This window comes from Pseudomonas fluorescens (assembly GCF_902497995.1).
Lineage (GTDB): Bacteria > Pseudomonadota > Gammaproteobacteria > Pseudomonadales > Pseudomonadaceae > Aquipseudomonas > Aquipseudomonas fluorescens_BK.
In genome coordinates this window covers 1-3232 of record NZ_CABVII010000052.1, presented here as the reverse complement: position 1 = coordinate 3232, position 3232 = coordinate 1, and the positions used below count along the sequence as shown (strand labels likewise).

General features: G+C 51.3%; 2 rRNA genes. Both read left to right on the top strand.

Annotation, left to right across the window (positions count from 1 at the left end):
* The first annotated feature begins 77 nt into the window (after nucleotides 1-77).
* Nucleotides 78-2969, top strand: a 23S ribosomal RNA gene (locus F8N80_RS30840).
* 146 nt (nucleotides 2970-3115) lie between these two features.
* A 5S ribosomal RNA gene (rrf, locus tag F8N80_RS30835) occupies nucleotides 3116-3231 on the top strand.
* The last annotated feature ends 1 nt before the right edge of the window (nucleotide 3232 follow it).

Sequence of the window (3232 nt, the reverse complement as noted above, 5' to 3'; positions counted from 1 at the left end):
GCTCTTTATTGAGCAATGCATGCGAATTTTCGGCGAATGTCGTCTTCACAGTATAACCAGATTGCTTGGGGTTATATGGTCAAGTGAAGAAGCGCATACGGTGGATGCCTTGGCAGTCAGAGGCGATGAAAGACGTGGTAGCCTGCGAAAAGCTTCGGGGAGTCGGCAAACAGACTTTGATCCGGAGATGTCTGAATGGGGGAACCCACCTAACATAAGTTAGGTATCTTAAGCTGAATACATAGGCTTAAGAAGCGAACCAGGGGAACTGAAACATCTAAGTACCCTGAGGAAAAGAAATCAACCGAGATTCCCTTAGTAGTGGCGAGCGAACGGGGACTAGCCCTTAAGTGGCTTTGAGATTAGCGGAACGCTCTGGAAAGTGCGGCCATAGTGGGTGATAGCCCTGTACGCGAAAATCTCTTGGTCATGAAATCGAGTAGGACGGAGCACGAGAAACTTTGTCTGAATATGGGGGGACCATCCTCCAAGGCTAAATACTACTGACTGACCGATAGTGAACTAGTACCGTGAGGGAAAGGCGAAAAGAACCCCGGAGAGGGGAGTGAAATAGATCCTGAAACCGTATGCGTACAAGCAGTGGGAGCCCACTTTGTTGGGTGACTGCGTACCTTTTGTATAATGGGTCAGCGACTTATTTTCAGTGGCGAGCTTAACCGAATAGGGGAGGCGTAGCGAAAGCGAGTCTTAATAGGGCGTCTAGTCGCTGGGAATAGACCCGAAACCGGGCGATCTATCCATGGGCAGGTTGAAGGTTGGGTAACACTAACTGGAGGACCGAACCGACTACCGTTGAAAAGTTAGCGGATGACCTGTGGATCGGAGTGAAAGGCTAATCAAGCTCGGAGATAGCTGGTTCTCCTCGAAAGCTATTTAGGTAGCGCCTCATGTATCACTGTAGGGGGTAGAGCACTGTTTCGGCTAGGGGGTCATCCCGACTTACCAAACCGATGCAAACTCCGAATACCTACAAGTGCCGAGCATGGGAGACACACGGCGGGTGCTAACGTCCGTCGTGAAAAGGGAAACAACCCAGACCGTCAGCTAAGGTCCCAAAGTTATGGTTAAGTGGGAAACGATGTGGGAAGGCTTAGACAGCTAGGAGGTTGGCTTAGAAGCAGCCACCCTTTAAAGAAAGCGTAATAGCTCACTAGTCGAGTCGGCCTGCGCGGAAGATGTAACGGGGCTCAAACCATACACCGAAGCTACGGGTATCACTTAGGTGATGCGGTAGAGGAGCGTTCTGTAAGCCTGTGAAGGTGAGTTGAGAAGCTTGCTGGAGGTATCAGAAGTGCGAATGCTGACATGAGTAACGACAATGGGTGTGAAAAACACCCACGCCGAAAGACCAAGGTTTCCTGCGCAACGTTAATCGACGCAGGGTTAGTCGGTCCCTAAGGCGAGGCTGAAAAGCGTAGTCGATGGAAAACAGGTTAATATTCCTGTACTTCTGGTTATTGCGATGGAGGGACGGAGAAGGCTAGGCCAGCTTGGCGTTGGTTGTCCAAGTTTAAGGTGGTAGGCTGGAATCTTAGGTAAATCCGGGATTCCAAGGCCGAGAGCTGATGACGAGTGTTCTTTTAGAACACGAAGTGGTTGATGCCATGCTTCCAAGAAAAGCTTCTAAGCTTCAGGTAACCAGGAACCGTACCCCAAACCGACACAGGTGGTTGGGTAGAGAATACCAAGGCGCTTGAGAGAACTCGGGTGAAGGAACTAGGCAAAATGGCACCGTAACTTCGGGAGAAGGTGCGCCGGTGAGGGTGAAGCATTTACTGCGTAAGCCCATGCCGGTCGAAGATACCAGGCCGCTGCGACTGTTTATTAAAAACACAGCACTCTGCAAACACGAAAGTGGACGTATAGGGTGTGACGCCTGCCCGGTGCCGGAAGGTTAATTGATGGGGTTAGCTAACGCGAAGCTCTTGATCGAAGCCCCGGTAAACGGCGGCCGTAACTATAACGGTCCTAAGGTAGCGAAATTCCTTGTCGGGTAAGTTCCGACCTGCACGAATGGCGTAACGATGGCGGCGCTGTCTCCACCCGAGACTCAGTGAAATTGAAATCGCTGTGAAGATGCAGTGTATCCGCGGCTAGACGGAAAGACCCCGTGAACCTTTACTATAGCTTTGCACTGGACTTTGAATTTGCTTGTGTAGGATAGGTGGGAGGCTTTGAAGCGTGGACGCCAGTTCGCGTGGAGCCAACCTTGAAATACCACCCTGGCAACTTTGAGGTTCTAACTCAGGTCCGTTATCCGGATCGAGGACAGTGTATGGTGGGTAGTTTGACTGGGGCGGTCTCCTCCTAAAGAGTAACGGAGGAGTACGAAGGTGCGCTCAGACCGGTCGGAAATCGGTCGTAGAGTATAAAGGCAAAAGCGCGCTTGACTGCGAGACAGACACGTCGAGCAGGTACGAAAGTAGGTCTTAGTGATCCGGTGGTTCTGTATGGAAGGGCCATCGCTCAACGGATAAAAGGTACTCCGGGGATAACAGGCTGATACCGCCCAAGAGTTCATATCGACGGCGGTGTTTGGCACCTCGATGTCGGCTCATCACATCCTGGGGCTGAAGCCGGTCCCAAGGGTATGGCTGTTCGCCATTTAAAGTGGTACGCGAGCTGGGTTTAGAACGTCGTGAGACAGTTCGGTCCCTATCTGCCGTGGACGTTTGAGATTTGAGAGGGGCTGCTCCTAGTACGAGAGGACCGGAGTGGACGAACCTCTGGTGTTCCGGTTGTCACGCCAGTGGCATTGCCGGGTAGCTATGTTCGGAATAGATAACCGCTGAAAGCATCTAAGCGGGAAACTAGCCTCAAGATGAGATCTCACTGGGACCTTGAGTCCCCTGAAGGGCCGTCGAAGACTACGACGTTGATAGGTTGGGTGTGTAAGCGCTGTGAGGCGTTGAGCTAACCAATACTAATTGCCCGTGAGGCTTGACCATATAACACCCAAGCAATTTGACTACTCGAAAGAGCATCAGATTGCGGTGTGTGAAGACGCAATGAACCGAAAGTTCGACAGCAACACACAAATCTATTACATACCCAATTTGCTGACACGTCGAAAGACGGTTCAGTACCCGAATTTCTTGACGACCATAGAGCATTGGAACCACCTGATCCCATCCCGAACTCAGCAGTGAAACGATGCATCGCCGATGGTAGTGTGGGGTTTCCCCATGTGAGAGTAGGTCATCGTCAAGAT